21 protein-coding genes are annotated in these 21849 nt (G+C 42.6%); 19 read left to right on the plus strand and 2 right to left on the minus strand.

Annotated elements, in window-relative coordinates:
* The first annotated feature begins 4 nt into the window (after positions 1-4).
* The 3 genes from NF865_RS03295 to NF865_RS03305 all read left to right on the plus strand — a co-directional run bounded on the left by NF865_RS03295 (position 5) and on the right by NF865_RS03305 (position 3460).
* Positions 5-259 carry a hypothetical protein gene (locus tag NF865_RS03295; RefSeq protein WP_253305175.1) on the plus strand — a complete coding sequence of 85 codons (255 nt, stop codon included), beginning with the start codon at positions 5-7 and terminating at the stop codon, positions 257-259.
* A gap of 1 nt (position 260) precedes the next feature.
* Positions 261-1619 (plus strand): tripartite tricarboxylate transporter permease, encoded by a 1359-nt coding sequence (locus NF865_RS03300; RefSeq protein ID WP_253305176.1) that lies wholly within the window; start codon positions 261-263, stop codon positions 1617-1619.
* A 74-nt stretch (positions 1620-1693) separates the two neighbouring features.
* Positions 1694-3460, plus strand: coding sequence for a tRNA uridine(34) 5-carboxymethylaminomethyl modification radical SAM/GNAT enzyme Elp3 (locus tag NF865_RS03305; protein ID WP_253305525.1), 1767 nt, complete (start codon positions 1694-1696; stop codon positions 3458-3460).
* Position 3461: 1 nt separating this feature from the next.
* Here NF865_RS03305 and NF865_RS03310 read toward each other — a convergent pair whose 3' ends face one another.
* Positions 3462-5126: a M1 family aminopeptidase gene (locus NF865_RS03310; RefSeq protein WP_253305177.1), complete on the minus strand. Its 1665-nt coding sequence runs from the start codon at positions 5124-5126 to the stop codon at positions 3462-3464.
* A gap of 63 nt (positions 5127-5189) precedes the next feature.
* On the opposite strand from NF865_RS03310, the gene NF865_RS03315 reads away from it, so the two are divergent.
* The 4 genes from NF865_RS03315 to NF865_RS03330 all read left to right on the plus strand — a co-directional run bounded on the left by NF865_RS03315 (position 5190) and on the right by NF865_RS03330 (position 8029).
* Entirely contained in the window at positions 5190-5705 is a 516-nt protein-coding gene (locus tag NF865_RS03315; protein WP_253305178.1) for a YkgJ family cysteine cluster protein, read from the plus strand.
* Positions 5695-6195, plus strand: a complete 501-nt coding sequence (locus tag NF865_RS03320) for an NIP7 pre-PUA domain-containing protein (RefSeq protein WP_253305179.1) — start codon at positions 5695-5697, stop codon at positions 6193-6195. The genes NF865_RS03315 and NF865_RS03320 overlap by 11 nt, the downstream gene beginning before the upstream one ends.
* 125 nt (positions 6196-6320) lie before the next feature.
* Positions 6321-7064 (plus strand): KaiC domain-containing protein, encoded by a 744-nt coding sequence (locus NF865_RS03325; protein ID WP_253305180.1) that lies wholly within the window; start codon positions 6321-6323, stop codon positions 7062-7064.
* 14 nt (positions 7065-7078) lie between these two features.
* Positions 7079-8029 (plus strand): transcriptional regulator, encoded by a 951-nt coding sequence (locus tag NF865_RS03330; protein ID WP_253305181.1) that lies wholly within the window; start codon positions 7079-7081, stop codon positions 8027-8029.
* Between the two features lie 2 nt (positions 8030-8031).
* Here NF865_RS03330 and speD read toward each other — a convergent pair whose 3' ends face one another.
* The gene (speD, locus tag NF865_RS03335) at positions 8032-8448 is read right to left on the minus strand and encodes an adenosylmethionine decarboxylase (RefSeq protein ID WP_253305526.1); all 417 of its coding nucleotides are present in this window, start codon (positions 8446-8448) and stop codon (positions 8032-8034) included.
* Between the two features lie 140 nt (positions 8449-8588).
* Here speD and NF865_RS03340 point away from each other — a divergent pair, with 140 nt between their 5' ends.
* From NF865_RS03340 to NF865_RS03395, 12 genes are all read left to right on the plus strand, one after another.
* Complete coding sequence (locus NF865_RS03340; RefSeq protein ID WP_253305182.1) at positions 8589-9440, plus strand: protein translocase subunit SecF; 852 nt, start codon at positions 8589-8591, stop codon at positions 9438-9440.
* Positions 9437-10957, plus strand: coding sequence for a preprotein translocase subunit SecD (locus NF865_RS03345; RefSeq protein ID WP_253305183.1), 1521 nt, complete (start codon positions 9437-9439; stop codon positions 10955-10957). Before NF865_RS03340 ends, NF865_RS03345 begins: the two co-directional genes overlap by 4 nt.
* Before the next feature lie 6 nt (positions 10958-10963).
* The gene (locus NF865_RS03350) at positions 10964-11659 is read left to right on the plus strand and encodes a potassium channel family protein (RefSeq protein WP_253305184.1); all 696 of its coding nucleotides are present in this window, start codon (positions 10964-10966) and stop codon (positions 11657-11659) included.
* Positions 11660-11830: 171 nt separating this feature from the next.
* Complete coding sequence (locus NF865_RS03355; protein WP_253305185.1) at positions 11831-12142, plus strand: V-type ATP synthase subunit H; 312 nt, start codon at positions 11831-11833, stop codon at positions 12140-12142.
* A gap of 3 nt (positions 12143-12145) precedes the next feature.
* The gene (locus tag NF865_RS03360) at positions 12146-14131 is read left to right on the plus strand and encodes a V-type ATP synthase subunit I (protein ID WP_253305186.1); all 1986 of its coding nucleotides are present in this window, start codon (positions 12146-12148) and stop codon (positions 14129-14131) included.
* A 13-nt stretch (positions 14132-14144) separates the two neighbouring features.
* Positions 14145-14630, plus strand: coding sequence for an ATP synthase subunit C-like protein (locus tag NF865_RS03365; protein WP_253305187.1), 486 nt, complete (start codon positions 14145-14147; stop codon positions 14628-14630).
* Between the two features lie 34 nt (positions 14631-14664).
* Positions 14665-15276 carry a V-type ATP synthase subunit E gene (locus tag NF865_RS03370; protein ID WP_253305188.1) on the plus strand — a complete coding sequence of 204 codons (612 nt, stop codon included), beginning with the start codon at positions 14665-14667 and terminating at the stop codon, positions 15274-15276.
* Positions 15277-15281: 5 nt separating this feature from the next.
* Positions 15282-16391 carry a V-type ATP synthase subunit C gene (locus tag NF865_RS03375; protein WP_253305189.1) on the plus strand — a complete coding sequence of 370 codons (1110 nt, stop codon included), beginning with the start codon at positions 15282-15284 and terminating at the stop codon, positions 16389-16391.
* Positions 16388-16696: a V-type ATP synthase subunit F gene (locus tag NF865_RS03380; protein ID WP_253305190.1), complete on the plus strand. Its 309-nt coding sequence runs from the start codon at positions 16388-16390 to the stop codon at positions 16694-16696. Before NF865_RS03375 ends, NF865_RS03380 begins: the two co-directional genes overlap by 4 nt.
* 5 nt (positions 16697-16701) lie before the next feature.
* Positions 16702-19746, plus strand: coding sequence for a V-type ATP synthase subunit A (locus NF865_RS03385; RefSeq protein ID WP_436317663.1), 3045 nt, complete (start codon positions 16702-16704; stop codon positions 19744-19746).
* A gap of 5 nt (positions 19747-19751) precedes the next feature.
* Positions 19752-21140 (plus strand): ATP synthase subunit B, encoded by a 1389-nt coding sequence (locus NF865_RS03390; RefSeq protein ID WP_253305192.1) that lies wholly within the window; start codon positions 19752-19754, stop codon positions 21138-21140.
* Positions 21141-21165: 25 nt separating this feature from the next.
* Positions 21166-21810, plus strand: coding sequence for a V-type ATP synthase subunit D (locus NF865_RS03395; RefSeq protein ID WP_253305193.1), 645 nt, complete (start codon positions 21166-21168; stop codon positions 21808-21810).
* Positions 21811-21849: the final 39 nt, after the last annotated feature.

Here is a 21849-nt window from a genome sequence, read left to right on the forward strand (position 1 = left end):
CAGCATGGATAAAGTAAGTCAAAATTTGTATGAAATTTTCGGAGAAGTAATAGCAGAACGTGACTTCCTAAAGGCATTTTTAATTACGGCTACATTGGCCTTTTTAATGTACTTTAGCGCCCCACAAATAGTCAAAATGCTTGGAAGAGAAGACTTGTTAAACGCTTTAAGGGTAACTTTAAGCGCTCTTGGTGCATTTTTGGGGTTCATAATCTCAACGGCAATTATTGAACCAAAAAGAATCGTGGAGGAGGAGTAAAATGGACATTGCAACCCTTTTAATTCAAGTCACTTTCCTAACAGCATTTTCGGTTCTGCTGTATATAATAATTGGAATGATACCCGGGACCGATGAAACCGCCACAATTGCCCCAGTAACTTTGGCATTCTTAGCAGCTGGCTTTGACCCGCTCCTTGTCCTTGCTTGGTTCATGGGTACAATAGTGGCATTTAAAGCTGCTGACGCGGTTCCAACAGCTTTAGCAGCAATTCCGGGTGGAGTTATGGCCGTACCTCAAGTTCCAGATGCATTGGTGGCTAGAAAATATGGGTACTCAGAGATTCTTTTGAGAAAGGGAATTACAGCAAGTGTCATCGGAACGATAGTGGCCATAGCAATAACACTACCGCTCTCTTTCTACTTAGCCCCATTGGGAGATCTTCTCAAAAACCCGATAGGTCCTTTAAATTGGCCGGGATGGGTTTATCTGATTGTTGCAGGGACATTGCTGCTGGCAATAATGTCAAAAGCCAAAATCTTGGCATTATTGGCTATATTCCCATTTGCGATGCTTGTTCAAGGTCTTAGAGGACTGTACGGCCACTCAGCTTTTATAAGCATCTTTTTGGCCATTACTGTAGGACCGATACTCTATGAGCTCTTAACACTTATCTCACCCAATAACCACCACCTAAAACGTAAAGACTACGCCCGTATTAAGCTTGTAAGGACAGGAAAGATTTCACTGAATCCACTCCATCACCTCACGAAAGTTGAAGTTGCTTTGTCTTCACTATTAGCTGGGCTAAGCGGTATTCTTGCGACCTTTATGAGCCCAGTTGGGTTAACAGTTCTCTTCGGAGATCTCGTAAAAGAAAGTCAGAAAGACGAACTCAAGGGTTCCCTCATGGCTTATGCAGTTAGAGATGCCATAAAGAACGCTACCTATATCGGAGGAACTCTGATTCCCCTTATTGCGTTGGGTGTTCCCACTGGGCCTATGTCAGCCGGTCCAGCGCATCCGTTCTTTGCAGAGCTCGCTGCCTTCGGCGGCTCAACACCAAGGGATGTCCTTCTCCAAAGGTATTCAACATCCACAATAATGCTTGTGACAATTTATGCGACTCTATTCGCTGCAATTTTAGCATATCTGATACTAATCAAGTATTCAAAGCAATTAACAAGATTTGTCTTTAAAAAAGTGCCTGCAGAAGCTTTGTACGCTACTTTCTTGGCCATAGTAATGGTTTTGGCATACAACGACGCAGGAATCGCAGGAATCTTCGGTTCAATATTGGTAGGGCTTATCTCAGCCACATTCGTTAGAAATGGAGTCTCGATAGGCATACTTTTCATGGTGCTTGTTGCGGCGCCATATCTTGTGGGATTGTTATTCTGATCTTTTGTTTTCTTTATTCCTTGTTAATGTCAATGCTTTTAAAGGGCAGTTTCGCTTCTATAACCGTGATGATGATGGAGGAAAAATATCGAAAGGCCTGCGAGGAAATTGCAAAGGCGATAATATCTGGCGAGATTAAGGATAGGGATCAACTTAACAAGTTTAAGGTTAAAATAGCTAGGAACTATCATCTAAGCAAGCTTCCTACTAACTCGGACATCCTCAGGGTAATGAGCAAAGAGCAGAGAGAGAAGTTTAAGGAGTTCCTCAAGAAAAAGCCGACTCGTACGATAAGCGGTGTTGCCGTTGTAGCCATGATGACAAAGCCCTTCCCATGTCCCCATGGCAGGTGTATTTACTGCCCTGGAGGACCGAGTGAAGGTTCTCCTCAGAGCTATACCGGAAAAGAACCCTCTGCTCTTAGAGCTCTTCAAAACGCTTACCACCCTTACCTCATAATGATGAACCGCCTAAAGCAGCTCTACGATATTGGCCACGACATAGACAAGGTTGAAGTAATCATCCAAGGTGGAACTTTCCCGGCTGTTGATCTGGATTATCAAGAATGGTTCATAAAAGAGGCCTTTAAAGCCATGAACGACTTCCCCTACTTTAAGGACGTTGAGAACCTTGAGGAAAAAATCAGAAAGGCTGTTCTTTTTGGTGAGATTGATGACGACCCTCTCTTCAGAAAAGCCTGGGAGAGGACTCACAGAAAGCCCTATTATTACCTTGAGGAAGAGCAGAGGAAAAACGAAAAGGCAAAGGTCAGGATGGTAGGGTTGACGATTGAAACAAGGCCTGATTGGGCTATGGAAAAGCAAATCGACAGACTGCTGAAGCTTGGAACAACGAGAGTTGAGCTTGGCGTTCAGACAGTGTTTAACTTCATCTACGAGAGGGTTAAGAGAGGACACACTGTTGAAGACACTGTAAGGGCTACACAGCTCCTCAAAGACGCTGGCCTCAAGATAAACTACCACATGATGCCGGGCTTACCGGGGAGCAACTTTGAGAGAGACCTAAGGGCATTTCAAATAATCTTTGAGGACGAACGCTTCAGGCCGGATATGCTCAAGATTTACCCCACTCTAGTTACTAGGGATACGATCCTTTACAAGTGGTATAAAGAGGGAAAATACAGACCTTATACAACCGAAGAGGCTGTTGAACTGCTTGTTGAAGTTTACAAGATGCTTCCTAAGTGGGTTAGAGTGATGAGGATTCAGAGGGACATCCCCGTTCAGCTCGTTGAAGCGGGTGTAAAGCACTCCAATCTTGGCCAACTGGTCATTAATGAACTCATAAAGAGGGGCATAAGGCCAAGAGAGATAAGGTTCAGGGAAGTCGGGCACCAGATGCAGAAGTTTGGAGTCCAGCCAGAGGTTGAGCACATCAAACTTCTTAGAGAGGATTATAAGGCAAGTGGAGGTCACGAGATATTCCTGAGCTTCGAGGACGTGAAGAACGATATCTTAATTGGATTCTTAAGGCTTAGAATTCCAAGTGAAAAAGCCCACAGGAAGGAAATAAACTGCTGTCCGTCCGCTATAGTCAGAGAGCTCCATGTTTACGGACCACTGGTGCCTATAGGTGGAAAGCCGAAGTACGAGTGGCAGCACCGCGGTTACGGAAGGGAGCTCTTAGCTGAGGCAGAGAGAATAGCGAGGGAAGAGTTTGATGTGAAAAAGATGCTCGTGATAAGCGGTGTTGGCGTAAGAGAGTACTACAGAAAGTTCGGCTACAGAAAAGATGGGCCGTATGTAAGCAAAAGACTTGATAAAAAAGGATACGCCAACTTTGCAAAAACCAAAGAGTTTGATGGGCACTTGAACACTTAAGTTAGTTCACAACTACCTTAACTCCATTGATTTCAAGTTCTTCTTTTCCAATTTTCTCAAATGTGAACTTTTCCCAGTTAACCCTATAGGAAGAGCCGTTAATGTTGGCAATCCAGTCGTTGGGGTCTAGGATTACCATTATGGGCCTCTCCTTGGTTTTAACCTCCAGAAGAGATGAACCGTTCACAAGGATTTTCTTAGTTATGTTCTCTGCCACTGTTGCAATTCTCACTTCGAGGGGCATTGCAAAACCATTCTCCTCAGTTATATTGAGCATCAGAGAGTAATAGCTGTCATTCTGAGCGATCTTTAAGTTTGAAACTGTGAAATTTGGATAATCTGCCGTATAGAACCACTCCTTGAAGAACCAATCTAAATCTTGGCCGGTTAGATTTTCATAGATTTCCTTGATCAAGTTTAGTGTCTCTTCAGTTTGAGTGCACCCTCTCGCATGGCAGATCTTGAGAACTTCTCTAAGCCCTTCGAAGAATGTCTTGTTTCCCACAACAAACTGTAAGGAGCGGAAAATAAAGCCACCTCTCTGATAGAGATTGGTTTGGTGTTTTCTAACAGCGTTGATATCGACTATTGGGGTTGAATCCCTTGAGCTGAGGCACATTCCTTCCCAATAGTCCAGTTGCTCAGATGTCATGTTGTAAAAGGCAGAAGTGTATGTTGCGAAGGACTCATCCAAAAGTCCAAGCTCTGCATAAATTCCAAACCAATTGTGAGCAACCTCATGAGGAATGACACTCTTGAATTGTGTTCCCGCTGCTCCCCCATAGAGTCCAAATCCCTCAGTTTCGCTTCTATGTCCTTTGAAGCGTATGTAGATTAGCTCATCATAGGGATATGGGATAAGCCGGGATGAATATATTTTAAGGATTTTCGCAAGTTCATCAACAACCCATTTTCCCTCATCGGTAAGAGCAATCACATCTACATTTTTTCCATCAATCACGATGTTCTTCTTGTAAATATTCCATCTTCCAAGAAGGATGTAAAATCTTCCACCATTAGCGTAAAAAGTTCCTCTTTCTGGAAGAATTGGTTTGTATTTGTTGTTTGGGAGCTTTAAAATACCAACAAGCGTGTAGTTCGCTGGATAAGATTCCACGCTGATTGTAACATCCCCATCTATCTTGGGGATCAGCATATAAGCCTCCGGAGGAAGGTAGAAGTAATCTTTAGTTGATTTCATGTGCCACTCAATTATATCCCTCTCCTCAATGTCTAAAAGAGGTTGATAATGCGAAGTGTAGAGAATCCTTATCTTCTGTCTACTTTTACTGGGACTCACCTTAAGTAGCAAGAGGCCATATTTTCCATCATAAAGTCCTTCTACGCTTACTTTCGCACCATAAGCTTCAAGTTTTTCGATATCAAAGTTTAAAATGGATGAATTCTCTAAGAGAAGAGGGATTGTGGCTGAGGAGCTTAGAGAAAGCTCAATCTCTTGAATCCCTTTAATTGTGGTATTCCAACCATCGAAAGTTATGGATAAAGAAACACTTGTATTGCCTCTAATAGGCTCATTATTTCTTTCAAAAAGGAACTTGACATTGTCTGTTTTTGAAAATTGGAATTTATCGAGCTTATACGCAGGGGTGATGCACATAGCTATGAGAGCTGCTAAAAGGACCGCCACAACAAAACGTGCTCTCATAATTTTGATTTTATTCCGAGAGATTTAAAAGTTTTGAGGATAGCTTTTCATTGGGGGCAGATAATGAGGTTCAAACCAAAACCGCTGAAAAGTGATGTGAAATTTGAGTGCAAATTCTGTCTCGACTGCTGTAGGGGTAGGTTTATCTATCTGACTCTTTCGGATATAGCCAACATTATGGCTCATGGCCACGATCCGCAGGATTTTGTTCTTATGACTGTTGAAGGAGGAAAAATAAGGTTTGTTTTGGCTTACAGAGAGTGGGATCTTGGGTGTATTTTCCATGACCCAGAGACCGGGAAGTGCAAAATCCACTCCTATAATCCAATAATCTGCAAAATCTATCCTTTCATGGTCTCTCACAAGCCGCTTGGAATTGAAGGTGAGGAGCCTTTTGAATACAAGGGAGAAAAGGTCTGGTTGTATTACGATGAAAGCTGCCCTGGAATTGGCGAAGGAAAGGGGACAATAACGAGGGAAGAGGTAGCTGAGCTTGGGTTGAAGTTTCAGAAGGAGTTTGAAAAGACTGATTTGGATGGTCTGAACCGGCTTTTAAGCGGTGAAAATCATGGAACTTAAGTACCGAAGGGTTTCCTCCTGGGAGTTTGATTTGATACTGAAGGAAGCGGAGAAGTTTGGGGAGCTAAAGCACGAGTTTTTTGGAATAGTTGAGGGGAAGTTCAGGGATGTTTATGCTGTAAACGAGGAAGTTTGGAGAGAAATAGAAAACCTCAGAATAAAACCCTACGCATTTGGAACTTTTGTGGGTACAATAAAGGTCGACAAAAACCTTGTCGAAAAATTCTATCCAAACATTGAGTTTTTCTATTTTGTCGATATTAAAAAGAACTTTGCTGTTCTAAAGGCAAAAACAGCTTTCCTCTTCACAACCGGCAAAGACGTGTCCAAAAATGGAGTTAAAGAGTACAGCTGGCAGGGAAGTAAAAAGCTGGTTATCCTAAATGAAGAGGGTGTAATCCTTGGGTTAGGTCTCATAAACCCAAAAAGCAATGGAAAGTTTATTAAAAACATCACGGACATTGGAGAGTTTATAAGACGACACAAGTAGCGTTTTTTATAGGTTCCACCGTAAACTTTAAATATTCTCGGTATATAATTCCAATTAGTAACTAAAATCACTATTCTCTCCAACCTCGCTTAAATCAGATAAAACCTGGTTTAGGGGGTGAGAAAGTGGTTAAGAGAGTGAAAACTGGTATTCCGGGGATGGATGAAATACTTCATGGTGGAATCCCAGAAAGAAACGTAGTTTTGCTCAGTGGAGGGCCTGGAACAGGAAAGACAATATTCAGCCAGCAGTTCTTATGGAACGGCTTACAGATGGGTGAGCCTGGAATCTACGTTGCTCTCGAAGAGCACCCGGTGCAAGTTAGACAAAATATGGCTCAGTTCGGGTGGGATGTAAAGCCCTATGAGGAGCAGGGAATGTTTGCCATGATAGATGCCTTTACAGCGGGAATCGGGAAGTCCAAAGAGTACGAGAAGTACATAGTTCATGATCTAACCGATCTCAGAGAGTTTATTGATGTGTTGAGGCAGGCGATAAAAGAAATCAACGCCAAAAGAGTTGTTGTTGATTCTGTTACAACGCTCTATATAAACAAGCCAGCAATGGCCAGAAGCATAATCCTCCAGCTTAAGAGAGTTTTGGCTGGAACTGGATGTACAAGCATCTTTGTGAGTCAGATAAGCGTTGGTGAAAGAGGTTTCGGTGGGCCTGGAGTGGAGCACGGTGTTGACGGTATTATAAGGTTAGACCTTGATGAGATTGATGGAGAACTCAAGCGCTCCCTCATAGTGTGGAAGATGAGAGGTACCAGCCATTCAATGAGGAGACACCCATTTGAGATCACTGACAAAGGAATAGTAGTACATGCAGATAAAGTTCTGAAGAGGAGAGGGATTGTAGAAATTTGAGGAGGTGAGAGCAAATGACAGTTGAAATTCCACTCAATCCAGTCGGAAGGCAGGAGATTCACCAATTGGAGAGCATCTTATTATTTGCAACACTCTTCAGGCCGGAGGTCATTGAGCTCATAAAAAACCCAGCAGAGAGGTTAACATGGGTTGATAGCTTGGCAGTTGCGGCTGGAGCAATAGCAAGAGAAAAAGCAGGGATGACAATAAGCGAAATTGCAAGAGAGCTTGGAAGAACCGAGCAAACAATAAGGAAACACCTTAAGGGAGAAAGCAAAGCTGGACAGCTTGTTAGAGAGACTTACGAGCTAATAAAACAAGGAAAGCTCGATGAGCTAATTAAAACAATTGAAATGATTGAAAAAGGCGGCCTTAAAGAAGTAATTGCCAAAGAAGAGTACGAAAAACTTATGCAAGAATACGAGAAGCTCAAGATTGAATATGAAAAAGTCAAAGCAGAACTTGAGAAGATGAAGCAGACAGTTGAGCTTGAGAGCTTAGAAAAAGCAAGAGAAGAGATAAAGAAGTTGAAGGAAGAGTTGGAAGCTGTGAAAGCAGAACTCGAAAAAGCCAGAAAAGAAAAGAAAGAGCTTGAAAAAGAGCTTGCGGAGGCAAAAGTAAAAATCATGGAGCTGCAAAGCAAGGGAGTTGAGGAAACAAAGGTTAAGGAGCTTGAAGAAAAGCTCAAAGCAAAGGAAGAGGAAATCAGCAGACTAGAAAAGCTAGTTGACGAGATAACCCGTGAAAAGCTGGAGCTTGAGAAGAAGGTTGAAGAATTTAAAGGCCTTGCCGATGAGCTCAGAAAAGAGAAGGAAGAGCTTGAGAAGAAAATCGAGGAATTAACAAGAGAGAACAATGAACTCAAGCAGAGAATTGAAGAGCTTGAAAAGTATAAGATAAAGTTTGAGAACCTCAGAAACAAGATAGAGAAAATAAAGATAGAACTAGAGAAGCTGTTGGAGTGAATTCACTTCTCGCTTCTCCTGTCTAGTTTTTCTTCCCATGTTAAGATCATGTGAGTAAATGTGCCTTCTTCTTCCTTGATGCCTCTCTTGACTTCTGATACGTGAGCGTACTGGGCTTTGAACTTCTCAAGAATGTAATCAACAGCCTTCTCTGGATCTGCTTTCTCGCCACAGGTGTAAACATCTAGCGCTGCATACCCTTCCTCTGGCCATGTATGAACGGAAATATGACTCTCGGCAACAATAACAACTCCGCTAACTCCCGTTGGTGAGAACCTAAAAAAGTAACTCGCCTTGACTTCCATGTTCCCTGCTTTTGCTGCCTCCAAGAAGATCTCTCTTATTCTGTTTGGGTCTTTTAGAACTTCTGGATCACAGCCAGATGCTTCAACTACATAGTGATATCCAATGGTGTCCATGAGCATCACCTTAATTCACTTTTTCACCTTAGGTTTTAAAACTTGTCTTTTATAGTGCCTATTGAATAGATTTTTAAATGCTACGGGGGAGTATTTAAAAAGACTAAACAGTACATTAAAAATCCGTAGAGGTGAACACAATGCTCGAAAATGTTCTCAAAAAACTTGCAACTGCAGACCCTAAAAAAATGATAACTTATCCATTAATTGTTTTTCTTGCAGCGCTTTTAGTATTGGCAGTTCATTTCCCAACTCTCGGAACGGATCTTAAGGGAGGAGTTGTTATAACTATTTACGGAGTAGATGCAAACGCGAAAGATATTGAGAGCTTGTTAAAAGCGGAGAACTTTAAAGTGACAGTCAGGGAAATTAAGAGCATTACTGGAGACACAAGAGTGGAAATAAGGGCATCTACCGATGTGAACGTACAAAGAATAATCGAACTCCTAAAGTCGAAATATCCAAATGCTGCAATTTCGCAGACACAATTTGGGCCCAGCTTATCAAGAACAGCTCAAGAACAAAGTTTGAAAGCAATCTCCTTGGCATTTCTTGGAATGGCTGTCGTTGTATTTTTGTTCTTTAGAGTTCCAGTTCCGTCCTTGACCGTGATCTTTTCAGCCCTTTCCGATATGACAATAGCCCTTGCCCTAATGAGCATATCTGGCTTGGAGCTAACTCAAGCGACAATTGCTGCTCTTTTGATGCTTATAGGTTATTCAGTAGACAGCAACATACTCCTTACCACCAAGCTTTTGAGGAGGAAAGAGGAATCCGTTGAGGAAGCTTATCTCTCAGCGGTCTCTACGGGTTTCACTATGAGCACCACCACATTAGGGGCTTTAGCTTCACTGTGGATAATCTCGCAGGCGGAAGTTATAGACATGATAGCCGCGGTATTGATTTTCGGATTGCTTGCTGATTTCATGAACACGTGGATACTCAATGCAGGTGTGCTAAAATGGTACATTCAAAGGGGTGAGAAGAAATGAATTTGAAGAAGCTTCTCCTTAACGGCAGGGTGCTTCTGCTCATACTCGTTATTATTGGGTCAATTTTAACAATACTTGCTCAAGGGATAACCTATGGTTTGGACATAAGTGGTGGTGTTGAAATAACTGTGCAGCTTGAAAAGCCCGTCGACCAATCGACCATGGAGGAAGTTAGAATATCCCTTGAGAACAGATTGAATACCCTTGGAGTTAAGGATATTACGCTGGAACCATGGGGCGATCAAATAATAAAAATAAGAGTTGCTAATGTCACAGAGGAGGAAGCAAACAGCATTATAGATACAATAAACCGCCAAGGTGTTTTCTATGCTGAATTCAACGGTGTTATATTTGCAACTGGAGCAGACATAAAGAGGGTAGATCAGGTAAGTTATGACCCAAGAGAAGGAGCTTGGATTGTTCCGTTTTCAATATCTAAAGAAGCCGCGGAAAAGTTCGCACAGCTGGCTTTGGGAAAAGTTGGCTACCCTGTGGATATCTTCCTTGACCCTCCAGTGAATTCAACTTTGATAGTTTCAGAGGAGATATACACAATTATGAACTCGAATGAGTTCCAATTCGTTCCAGATGCCAAACCGTTGCCTCAAAGACTTAAGGAAGCCTTTAATATTGGTATCATTCCTTACACAAATCAAAGCGTTGAAGAAATAGCTAAGCTTGCTCAAGGAAAAGAAAAAGTTATCCTCATTGGAGTTAATGGAGAACTTGAGTCAAGCTTGAAGAACTTGGGAATAAAAGTCGAAAAGAGGGAACCAAGGGCTGGAGAAACCGCAGATGAATTTATTAGGAGGATATTGGGCCTTTATGGTCCCTATAGGCTTCAGGAGGGACTTACAACTGGTGAACCTCATACTGAGCTGGCGATTTCAATTGGAGGTTCTAAAGAAGACATTGCAGCAATGAGACAAGCGCAGGTCGTTTCAGTAGTTTTGAGAAGTGGATCACTTCCGGTAAAAGTCTTTGTAGAGGGCGTTAACTACATTCCTCCTACCCTGGGAGAGCAGTTTAGAAAACAGGTAGTGCAAGCGGGAATAGCAGCTTTGATAGTAGTTGGCTTAATAGTCTATCTCCACTACAGAAAGGCGAAAATAGCTATTCCAGTAGTCCTGACAAGTTTAAGCGAGGCCATTGCAATTTTGGGAGTCGCGGCATTGATAAGGTGGAACCTCGATTTGCCGAGTATAGCGGGCATAATAGCCGCCATCGGTACTGGAGTTGATCAGCAAATAGTCATAACAGACGAGCTCTTAGGTGGAAAGAGGAAAGAAAAAATCACGAAGAGAAGTGGAATACTGAAGAGAATGGGTAGAGCATTCTTTGTTATCTGGGCCTCGGCAACCACTACAATAGTTGCAATGAGCTTTCTGTTCAAGTTCTTCGTAGGAGGTCTGAGAGGCTTTGCCTTCACTACAATACTGGGCGTGCTCATTGGAATATTAATAACAAGGCCAGCGTATGCCGAAATCGCTAAGGTGCTCCTCAGCGAAGAGAGGTGAAGGCAGATGTTTATTGTGATAATGGGTGCTGGAAGGGTTGGGTACCTTGTGGCCAAGATGCTGGAAAATGAGGGACATGACGTTACAATAATTGACATAGATAAGGAGAGAGCTAAAGAGCTCTCCTTCCTTATTAATGGTCTCGTAATCGAAGGGGATGCTACGGATCATAAAACCTTGGAAGAAGCCAACGTGAAGCAGGCAGATGCCTTTGCGGCGTTAACTGGAAGAGATGATGCAAACATATTGGGGTGTATCCTTGCAAAGCATCTAAATCCCGAAATAAAGACAGTTCTCAGAATAAGCAAGCCGAAAAATAAGGAAGTCTTTGAAAGAGTGGAGGATTTGAAAAAATACTTTGATGTGGTCATAAGCCCAGAAGAAATAGCAGCTAACTACATATTCAGGAGCTTGACGACTCCAGGGTTCGATAGAGTTCTGTTCCCCAGAGAGGGGGCAGAGATCGTTAAGTTCCGCTTGGATGATAAAAGCGAAATTTCAGAAAAACCAATAAAAGAGCTCAACTTGCCAAAAGACTCCCTTATAGTAGCAGTATACGACGAGAAGGGGAACTTAATAATTCCCTCTGGTGATACAAAGCTGCCCAAAAAGGGTGAAGTGGTCGTTTTTGCTAAGACCTCGGTTTTAAATGAGATTAAAAAAATCTTTGAACAGAAGAAAACTGATGAAGAACAAGATTGAATTTTGTCCAAATTATCCTTGAATCTTTATTATATTTTTCTATCATTCATGCAAAAGCTTTCATCTTTTTTGTTCTCCTTTGTGCACCTCTGAGCACAAATTATTTAAGGCACTTACTTGACAATTCCTTTGTAATGGTCACTTTCATTTAAATTCATTGGAGGGCTTCTTATGGAGACGATCATTAAAGAAATTGTGGATGCCGAGAAAAAAGCTGAAGAAAGGATTGAAAAGGCAAAAGAAGAAGCAAAAATGAGAATAAACCGTGCAAAAGAAGAGGCTAAAAAAATTGAAGAGGAAATATTAAAAGAAGCCCAAGAAAAAGCGAATTCTCTTATAGAAGCGAAGAAAGCTGAGGGAGAAGAGGAAGCAAAAAAGATTCTTGAAGAAGGGGAAAAAGAACTTGAGGAAATAAGGGTTAGAGCGACACAAAACTTTGAGCAGGCAATTGAAGAAGCAATAAAGCTCATTAGAGGTAGATGAAAGATGTTCAAACCGGAAGAGATAGTCAAGATAGATGTGTTAAGCTTAAACAGATATAAGGATTCTATCTTGACTTATCTCCATGAGGAAGGTGTTCTAGAGATCAGAGAAATCGATGTAGAATTTGCCCAAAAAGATGCTCCCAATGAGTTTTACAGAAAGGCCGCGTCGTACAGCATTAGTCTTTCTCGTCTCATAGATTTCTTGAAAGGTTACAAGGAGCAGACAAAAGGGGGTATTAAGAGCTTCATTTTTCCAGAACTAAAACCAAAGAAAAAATACAAGTATGAGGGAATTGAAAAGCTAATAAAGGAGATTGAAAGTTTTCTCGAAACTGCCGAACCGGAAATAAAAAGCGTTGAAAGTAAGATAAATTCTTTGAATGCTGAAATAGAGCGACTAAAAACAGAAATAGAGATCTTGGAATTGCTTTCAGCGTTGGACATAGAGGTAGAATATCTCAAACCTACAAAAAACCTTGAAATAGTTGTCGGTTTTGTTGAAAAGGACAAATTTTTGTCTCTGATTGAAGAACTGAAAAAAGCTCTCAATGATAAGTTGGTGTATGTCTCAAGGGATTTGAAGGGAAAGGCCCTTGTTGTAATCGCCCTGCTGAAAAAAGACTACGATAAGGCTAATCCTATCCTTGCAAAATATTCCTTTGAAAGAATTGAGGTACCTGAAGTAAAAGGAAAACCAAAAGATGCTGTGAAAGAGCTCCAAAAAGAGATAACAAAGCTCAACGAGGAGTTAGAAGCAACGAAAAAAGAGGCAAAGGCTCTTGCCGAAAAATACCACGATGAGTTAGTTTTCTACCAGGAACTCATGGAAAATGAGAGAGAAAAAGCAAATATATTGAGCAATCTAATAAGGACGAATATGACTTTTGCCCTTACTGGATGGCTGCCAAAGAAGGATGTCCCAAAAATAATAGAGGGGCTTAAGAAAATATCTCACGGCAAAATATACGTAAACGTAAGGTCTCCAACACCGGAGGAGCTCGATGAAATACCTATAAAGCTGAAGAACCCCAAATTCATTGAACCTTTTGAAATGCTTACTGAAATGTTCGGTGTTCCAAAATACAATGAGCTGGACCCAACCCCCATATTAGCTTTTACGTATTCATTTTTCTTTGGATTTATGTTAACTGACTTTATGTATGGGCTTATAATAGCGATAGTGGCTGCACTGCTTGCAATGGGACACAAAAAGCTTAATGACGGCGTTTATAAGTTCTCGAATATTCTGCTCTGGAGCGCAATTTTCACCATGGTAATGGGAATACTCTTTGGCAGTTATTTCGGAGATGCCTTTCAGAGGGTAGGGATCAATGTGCCAGCGCTCTTAGACCCAATGAGGGGAGCATTAGTTGTTTTGGAGTTGGCACTGGTAATTGGTCTGCTCCACCTCTTTATCGGCTACACGCTGGGCTTTATAGTTAAGGTAAAGAACAAAGAAATAACCAATGCAGTACTGGAGCAGCTTCCGTGGATGCTTATAATTCTAGGAGTAATCTTCCTTGCCCTTTCAATGGCAGGATTTACGAGCATTAAAGTAGGAGAAGCATTTTTGCTGCCGGGCATTGTTCTCTTTGTAATCTCTGAGATCAGAAGTGACTTGCCAATACTGATGAGGCTGTTGATGACGATCTCAGATTTCTTTGGATTCATTGGCAACTGGCTAAGCTACGCTAGGCTGATGGCATTGGCGTTGGCAACAGCTGGAATAGCAATGGTAGTAAACATAATAGTCGAGATGATCTGGGGTATCAGGATAGGTCCAATACCCTTAGGCGTAGCAGTTGGTTTGGTGGTATTCATAGGCGGACACATCTTTTCAACAGCAATAAACGCATTAGGGGCTTTCGTTCACGCTTTGCGTTTACATTATGTTGAATTTTTTGGAACCTTTTACTCAGGTGAAGGTAAGAAATTTGAACCGTTTAAAGCTAAAAGAGAAGTATCTGAACTTGAATTAGAAATTTAGGGGGTGTTAAAAGATGGAACCAATAGTTTACGTTGCATTGGGTGCCGCACTTGCGGCAGGTATAGCTGGAGCAGCCTCCTCATTTGGTGTTGGAATTGCTGGAGCTGCTGCTGCAGGAGCGGTTGCAGAGGATGAGAAAAACTTTAGAAATGCTCTAGTGTTGCAGGGTCTTCCTATGACTCAGAGCATTTACGGATTGATAACTTTGTTCCTAATTGCCCTCGTCTCGGGCATACTTGGAGGAGGATTTAAGTTTGCAGAAGCTACAACTGGAAATCTCATTAAAGCAGCAATTCTTTTTGGTGCTGGCTTGACAGTTGGTTTGACGGGTCTATCTGCAATTCCCCAGGGCATAATTGCCTCAGCTGGAATTGGAGCAGTTTCAAAGAACCCCAAGACATTCACCCAGGCGATTATATTCGCAGCTATGGCTGAGACAATGGCTATCTTTGGTCTCGTTGGAGCGTTGATCCTCATAATTACGGGAGTTGGCTTTTGAGCCTTCTCCCTATTATTTCAAGGAGGAATCTTCAATGGAAGGAGCAAAGCTAATTATCGAGGAGATTAACAGGGAGGCAGAGTTAAAGATAAAGTACATCTTAGAGGAAGCAGAGAAAAAGGCAGAAGAACTTAGAAAAGAGGCTGAAAAAAGAGCAAAAGCTAAGGCCGAGTGGATGATTAGAAAAGCCCAAACGCAGGCAGAACTTGAGAAACAGAGGATAATCGCCAATGCAAAGCTTGAGGTTAGGAGGAAGAGGCTTGCGCTTCAGGAGGAACTCATTAATGAGGTGTTGGAGGCATTAAAGGAGAGGTCAGCTTCAATACCAGAGGAGGAATACCTCGAGATTATCAAGGAATTGATTGTTCAAGGGGTTAAGGAACTAGGGGAAGAGAAGGTAGTCGTGTCCTCCAACAAAGAAACACTATCTCTCATAGAGAAGCACTTGGAAGAAATTAAGGAGTATGCAAAAGAGCAACTTGGAAGGGACGTTGAAATAGAAATAGGAGAACCAATCGAGACCATAGGTGGAGCAGTAATATACAACCCCGATAGAAGCATAAGGGTAGACAACACCTTTGAAGCCAGAATTGAGAGATTCCAAAGTGAGCTTCGCTCTAGAATAGCAAAAATTCTGTTTAGGTGAGGGAAGTGGAAGCGAACACCATAACGACGATCCTTGATACAAGCTTGGCAATTATATTCACGTGGGTAGCCTACAAAACCGGACAAATCTTGTGGAAGTATACTCCCTATTCATACCCGAATGCCAGAATTAGGGCGATGGAGGCAAGGCTTTTCACGGAGCAAAAGTTCAATGAATTAGCGGAATCAAAAACCCTAAATAACTTTGTCATGAACCTGGAGGATACAGATTATAAGCCCTACCTCACTACTCTCCCAGTTTTGAACTCTGAGAACATAGATAGGGCTCTTGATAAGGCATTGGCAGATGTATACGAGCTCATGATTAAGATTCTCCCCAAGAGAACCAGAGAGTTCTTCAAACTTCTTCTTGAAGAATGGGACATTAGGAACATATCTTCTGCTGTGAAAGCAAAGCTTAGGGGAGAAGTTGCTAGAGATTACATAAACGAAATTGGCACAATGGTTGAAAAAGTGAAGGCAATTGCTGAGGCAAAGACCCTCGAAGAAATACTTGTCATACTTGAAGGAACAGAATACGAGGAAACTTATCAGAAGCTCCTATTAAACGAGATAACCCCAGAAGAGTTCGAGACGGAACTGTACAAAAACCATTACCTAAAGCTATCCAACTACGCAGCCTCACGAAAAGATGAGGAAAAGCTTATCTTGGAGGAGTTTGTAAGATTAAAAATTGATAAGATAAACCTAAGCACGATACTCAGAGGGAAAGCCCACGGATTAGGAGCAGAAAAACTTAGGAATTCTCTTATACCCGGCGGTAAGATAAAAAGAAAAACCCTTGAAGCCCTTGCAAATATGGAAGACGTCGAAATGGTTCTGGCGGAATTGGACTCCACAGAGTATTCGGGAATAATAAGAGAACATAGGGAAGAGATACTGGAGGACATCTCGGCATTTGAGAGGGCATTTGACAGGTACATACTTCAGAGGATGGCAGAGCTGACAAGATTTTATCCGCTGAGCGTTGCGGTACCTTTGAGCTACATTCTCCAAAAAGAAAGTGAAATAAGAAAGCTCAAAGCAATAGCAAAGCTCGTGGAGGATGGCGTAAAACCAGAGCTCATAAAGAAAGCAGTGGGTGAGTTACCATGAAGATAGTTGTTCTTGGTGATAAAGACACTGCACTCGGCTTTAGACTTGCAGGGGTTCATGAAGCGTATTCGTTTGAAGAAACTACCCACGAGTTGGAAAGGGCAAAAAATAAACTTAAAGAACTTATAGAAAGGGAAGATATTGGTGTGATTCTTATAACAGAACGACTGGCTCAAAAAATTGGAATTCCCGATGTAACTTTCCCGATAATCCTCCCAATTCCTGATAAGTATGGATCCCTCTATGGTGAGGAACAACTGAAAGAAATTGTTAGAAAAGCCATAGGTGTAGAGATAAAGAGGTGAAAAATATGGGAAGGATAATTAGAGTTACCGGACCATTAGTTGTTGCTGATGATATGAGAGGCTCAAGGATGTATGAGGTCGTTAGAGTTGGAGAACTTGGACTTATTGGAGAGATAATCCGATTAGAAGGTGACAAAGCTGTTATCCAGGTTTATGAGGAAACTGCAGGTGTTAAGCCAGGTGAACCAGTTATTGGAACGGGAGCATCTTTGAGTGTTGAACTTGGGCCAGGGTTGTTAACTTCAATTTACGATGGAATACAAAGACCTCTAGAAATCTTGAGAGAAAAGAGCGGAGATTTCATCGGAAGAGGTCTTACTGCTCCAGCTTTGCCAAGAGACAAAAAGTGGCACTTCACTCCAAAAGTAAAGGTTGGCGACAAGGTTACGGGTGGAGACATAATAGGTGTTGTCCCTGAAACGAGCATCATAGAGCACAAAATAATGGTTCCCCCAGGGATTGAGGGTGAGATAGTAGAGATTGTCGAAGAAGGAGAGTACACAATAGAAGAAGTTGTTGCAAAAGTCAAAACTCCAAGCGGGGAAATTAAAGAACTCAAAATGTACCAAAAGTGGCCCGTTAGGCAAAAGAGACCCTATAAGGAGAAGCTTCCTCCGGAAGTTCCGCTTATTACCGGGCAGAGGATTATTGATACTTTCTTCCCGCAGGCAAAAGGTGGAACTGCAGCTATTCCAGGACCCTTCGGAAGTGGAAAATGTGTTGATGGTGATACCCTAGTTCTAACGAAGGAATTTGGACTGATAAAGATAAAGGATCTCTACGAGAAGCTCGACGGAAAAGGTAAGAAGACCGTTAGAGAGGGAGAAGAGTGGACCGAGCTTGATGAACCAATAACGCTCTATGGATACAAGGATGGAAAGATTGTAGAGATAAAGGCAACTCACGTGTACAAGGGCTATTCCCAGGGGATGATTGAGATAAAGACTAGAACAGGAAGGAGAATAAAAGTTACCCCAATACACAAGCTCTTCACTGGCAGGGTAACCAAAGATGGGCTAGTTATAGAGGAAGTAATGGCAATGCACCTGAAGAAGGGAGATAGAATTCTAGTTGCAAAGAAGATAGATGGGGGGGAAGATGCTAAGCTGAACATTAGTGTCACCGTTAGATCTCCAAAGAAAGTCAGAATTCCGGAAGTCCTCGATGAGAGGCTAGCTGAGTTCTTGGGCTACCTACTTGCTGACGGAACCCTTAAGCCGAGAACCGTCGCAATATATAACAACGATGAGTCTCTTCTGAAGAGGGCTAATGATCTCGCCAGGGAGCTCTTCGGCATTGAAGGAAAGATAGTACAGGATAGAACTGTAAAAGCTCTCTTAATACACAGCAAGGCTCTAGTTGAGTTCTTTAAGGCTTTAGGTGTTCCTGGGATCAAGAAGGCGGGAAGCTGGAAAGTTCCTAAGGAGCTTCTCATGAGCAAGCCGAGTGTAGTTGATGCATTCATTAAGGCCTACATAGCCTGTGACGGCCATTACAACGAGAAGAAAGGGAAGGTAGAGATAGCAACTGCCTCAGAAGAAGCCGCCTATGGTCTGAGCTACCTCCTTGCCAAACTCGGCATATATGCCATAACAAGGGAGAAGGAAGTCAAGGGTAGGAAGTACTACAGGGTAATTATAAGCGGCAAGGCAAACCTTGAGAAGCTCGGAATTAAGAGGGAAGGTAGGGGATACACAAGCATCGACGTCATCCCAGTGGATGTTGAGGATCTCTATGAGGCTATTGGAAGGCTGTATGCAGAGCTCAAGGGGGTTGGAATAGAGATACACAACTACCTCTCAGGAGAAAACATGAGTTATGAAACCTTCAAGAAGTTTGCAAAGTTCATCGGGATGGAGGAAATAGCTGAGAATCATCTTAGCCACGTTCTCTTCGATGAGATCGTTGAGATAAGGTACATAGACGAGCCCCAGGAAGTTTATGATGTAACTACTGAAACCCACAACTTTATTGGGGGTAACATGCCAACTTTCCTCCACAACACCGTCACCCAGCACCAGTTAGCCAAGTGGAGCGACGCTGAGGTTGTTGTGTACATTGGTTGTGGTGAAAGAGGAAACGAGATGACAGATGTCCTTGAGGAATTCCCCAAGCTGACTGATCCAAACACGGGTAAACCCCTTATGGAGAGAACTGTTCTCATAGCTAACACATCCAACATGCCAGTCGCTGCGAGAGAAGCCTCTATTTATACGGGAATTACAATAGCTGAGTACTTTAGAGACATGGGATACAATGTTGCTCTTATGGCAGATTCAACTTCAAGATGGGCCGAAGCTTTGAGAGAAATCTCTGGAAGACTTGAAGAAATGCCTGGTGAAGAAGGTTACCCAGCATACCTTGCGTCTAAGATAGCAGAGTTCTACGAGAGAGCTGGTAGAGTGAGAACGTTGGGAAGTGACGATAGAATTGGAAGCGTAAGTGTTATCGGTGCCGTTTCACCGCCAGGTGGTGATCTAAGCGATCCTGTGGTTCAGAACACCTTAAGAGTCGTTAAAGTCTTCTGGGCATTGGATGCTGACCTGGCAAGAAGAAGGCACTTCCCGGCCATTAACTGGCTTACGAGTTATTCTCTCTACGTGGATTCCATAAAGGATTGGTGGCATAAGAACGTTGATCCAGAATGGAAAGCTATGAGAGATGAGGCAATGAAACTTCTGCAGAAAGAGGCCGAATTGGAAGAAATAGTTAGAATAGTGGGTCCAGATGCATTACCGGAGAGGGAGAGGGCTATACTCCTTGTGGCAAGAATGATAAGAGAGGATTACCTCCAGCAAGATGCGTTCCACGAGGTTGATACATACTGTCCACCAAAGAAGCAAATAACAATGATGAGAGTCATTCTGAATTTCTACCGCCACACTATGAGAGCAATAGATGCTGGAATCCCAGTCGAAGAAATTGCGAAGCTCCCTGTTAGAGAAGAGATAGGAAGAATGAAGTACAATCCAAACATTGAGGAGATAGCTTCGTTAATAGAAAAGACAGAAGAGCAGTTTAAGGAACTCTTTAAGAAATACGGGGAGTGATAAAAATGCCCGGAATGGAATACTCCACAATAAGCAAGATTTACGGTCCTTTGATGGTGGTTCAGGGAGTTAAAGGAGTGGCTTATGGTGAAGTCGTTGAAATAGAAGTAGAGGGCGGAGAAAAGAGAAAGGGACAGGTGTTAGAGGCTAGAGAGGACTTGGCTATCGTCCAAGTTTTTGAGGGAACCAGAGATTTAGATGTAAAGACAACAAGGGTTAGGTTCACTGGAGAGACGCTTAAAGTTCCAGTGTCAATGGACATGCTTGGAAGAATATTCAACGGTATCGGTGAGCCAATTGACGGCGGCCCGGAGATAATCCCGGAGGACAGGAGAGACGTTCACGGTGCACCTCTCAACCCCGTAGCGAGAGCATATCCAAGGGATTTCATTCAAACCGGTATCTCTGCGATAGATGGTATGAACACCTTGGTTAGAGGTCAAAAGCTCCCAATTTTCAGCGGTAGCGGTCTGCCACACAACATGCTTGCAGCTCAAATCGCAAGACAGGCAAAAGTTTTAGGTGAAGAGGAGCAGTTTGCTGTAGTATTTGCCGCAATGGGTATCACCTACGAAGAGGCAAACTTCTTCAAGAAGAGCTTTGAAGAAACCGGAGCAATTGAGAGAGCAGTGCTGTTCCTTAACCTTGCAGATGATCCAGCCATTGAGCGTATTATTACCCCAAGAATGGCCCTTACTGTTGCGGAATACCTAGCTTTCGATTACGACATGCAGGTTCTCGTTATCCTCACAGACATGACCAACTATTGTGAAGCTCTGCGTGAAATCTCGGCAGCAAGAGAAGAGGTTCCAGGAAGAAGAGGTTATCCCGGTTACATGTACACTGACTTGGCAACAATTTATGAGAGGGCCGGTAGAGTTAGGGGAAGAAAAGGAAGCATAACCCAGATGCCCATCCTAACGATGCCCGACGACGATATTACCCACCCAATCCCAGACCTTACGGGCTACATTACGGAAGGACAGATAGTTTTGAGCAGAGACCTTCATAGAAAGGGCATTTACCCACCAATTGATGTTCTTCCAAGCCTTAGCAGATTGATGAAGGACGGTATAGGCAAAGGAAGAACAAGAGAAGACCACTCTCAGCTAAGCCAGCAGCTTTATGCGGCTTACGCTGAGGGCAGAAGCTTGAGAGACCTTGTAGCGGTTGTAGGTGAAGAAGCCCTAAGTGAGACTGATAGAAAGTACCTCGAATTTGCAGACAGGTTTGAGAGAGAGTTCGTCGCTCAGGGCTATGATGAAGACAGAGGTATCTTTGAGACTCTCGATCTTGGATGGGAACTCCTCTCAATACTGCCAGAGTCAGAGCTCAAGAGAGTGGAGAGGAAGTACATAGAGAAGTACCATCCAAAGTACAGGCGCTCCTCTTGACCTCTTTTATTTTGAGGTGAGTTAAATGACGAAGATACTGAAGGTCAAGCCAACCAGAATGGAGCTTTTGAGACTAAAGAGAAGGATAAAACTAGCTGAAAAGGGACATAAAATCCTCAAGGAAAAGCAGGATGCCCTTATAATGGAATTCTTCACAATATACGATGAGGCTCTGGCACTGAGAAGAGAGCTCAATCAGAAAATAGCGGAAGCATTTGAACAGCTTAGATTGGCCGAGATAGATACTGGAGTTGTCAGGCTTAATGAAATAGCCCTCAGTGTAAAGCCAAATAAAGAGATAGAGATTAAGAAGAGAAACATTATGGGAGTGCCTGTGCCTTTAATTGAGGCGGAGGAGTTTAAAAGGAACCCCAGTGAGAGGGGGTATGCTTTTGTCTCAAGTTCTTCCAAAGTAGATATCGCTTCGGAAAAATTTGAAGAAGTTCTTGAGCTGGCTGTAAAGCTGGCAGAAGTGGAGGAGACATTAAAAAGACTCGCCAAGGAAATTGAAAAGACAAAAAGAAGAGTTAACGCTCTGGAATACATTATCATCCCAAGAATGAAGGAAACTGTGAGGTATATAAGCCAGCATTTGGATGAGATGGAAAGGGAAAACTTCTTCAGATTGAAGAGAGTCAAGGCGCTTCTTGAGGCTAAGGCTCAGACTTAGTTAGCTTTTTATCTTTTTATTGAGACTCTTCTGTGGTGA

Source organism: Thermococcus aggregans (assembly GCF_024022995.1).
GTDB lineage: Archaea > Methanobacteriota_B > Thermococci > Thermococcales > Thermococcaceae > Thermococcus_A > Thermococcus_A aggregans.